Origin of the sequence: Endozoicomonas sp. ONNA1 (assembly GCF_024606325.1) — a bacterium.
Classification (GTDB): Bacteria; Pseudomonadota; Gammaproteobacteria; order Pseudomonadales; family Endozoicomonadaceae; genus Endozoicomonas_A.
Genome location: NZ_JAHHPN010000658.1, coordinates 1 through 1,400 on the forward strand (window position 1 = coordinate 1; position 1,400 = coordinate 1,400).

Here is a 1,400-nt window from a genome sequence, read left to right on the forward strand (position 1 = left end):
AGAGAGTGCTTTGTCAGGAACACCGGAGATATCGCTGACAAAACTTTTGAGATCTTTTGCCTCTTTGGGCTTTTTATCAGCGGTTGGTGGACTGTTACTGTCACCGAGACTGCTATCCAGCCCTTGAGCCCCCAGGATTTCTTTTGCCAGAGACGGGTCTCCGCCCTCCAGTGCGCTGATGGCTGCCTCAAGTTTCTTCTTGGCTTCTTCTGATTCGGCCTGTTTCTGAAGAGCCTGGAGCATCGCTTTTCTTCTCTCAAAGTGATCCAGACCTTCGCTGGCAATCTGAAGGCCTTCGGTGGCATCACTGACGGCTGTTTTTGATGCACCTGCTTGATCAGTGCTTTCTTTAGGTTTTTTGGAATCCTCAGCATTTGATGGCTGATTATCGGTTTGTTCAGAGCTGCCAACCTCTACCATGAAAGCCGGTAAATAGGGGCTTGCATGTTTGATAAAGCTGGCATCGGCTTCCCCAATCCCCTGTCGCATCGAGTTAATTTCACTTTTGGAAAAGATACTCAGGTGGGAGTTGTCTTTGCCGGGGTTGATCTCCCGGTCAATCATCAGCGCGGTTTCCCAGAGCATGACCGGAGGGAACAGGAAAGACAGGGCTTTCAGGAAAATATTTTCAGGTTTGGCTTTAGCTTCGGCCTCGGCGCTGGCGTTGACCTCCTCAATATGTTCCCGAATTTTCTCGATATTACTATCATGTCGCTGTTGAGCATCCAGGGAAGCCATCTCAATCTTTTGTTCAGCGTATTTAACCGAGTTGTCTTCCAGGCTGGCATTGATCTGGGCCAGTATTTCCTCAAGCTTGTCTGAGGTCAGTGTACCCTTGGTACTCTCTGATTTTATTTGGTCTAAGGCATTACCGATGTCTTTCAGGACATTAGGAGGAGCTTCCTGCATCGTTGACAGTTTGCTATCGATATTCTGAACACTCTTACCGACATCCAGAGTCTCTGACTTTGGGCCGCTGATGGTAACTGACTCGGGGCTCTGACCAAACATCCCTCCAAGTTCGCCTCGCAGCTTGGCTGCGGTCTGCTGGGTTACCTGCTTTTTGAGGTCACCCACTTCACCCGTTATTGCTGAATCGGGTTCTGGAATGCTGGGAGCCTCTGAAGCACCAATAGGCCAATCAACCTGAACTTCCCCGTTTCTGACGGATATCGAGTTACTGCTGTCAAAGCCTCTGGAGACCTGGTTCGTCTTCTCAACTTCCTTAAGCGCTTCTGCCTGCGTTGGGACTACCACTGCACCATTGCGATTAACTGAATCGACCATCAGGACTGCCCTCCCTTTTCGTCCTCAAAGGTCTGGAGCAAGTTCTCGACTCTTTCTAGCTCCAGATGAGTAAACTGATGTTTTCTGGCATCTTTCAAAGCACTTTTATACAC

At 49.3% G+C, this 1,400-nt stretch carries 1 protein-coding gene; it reads right to left on the minus strand.

What is annotated here, in order from left to right; translation table 11 throughout:
* Nucleotides 1-1,287: hypothetical protein (locus tag KDK19_RS15565; RefSeq protein ID WP_257292308.1), on the minus strand; the 1,287-nt coding region annotated here is incomplete at its 3' end.
* Nucleotides 1,288-1,400: the final 113 nt, after the last annotated feature.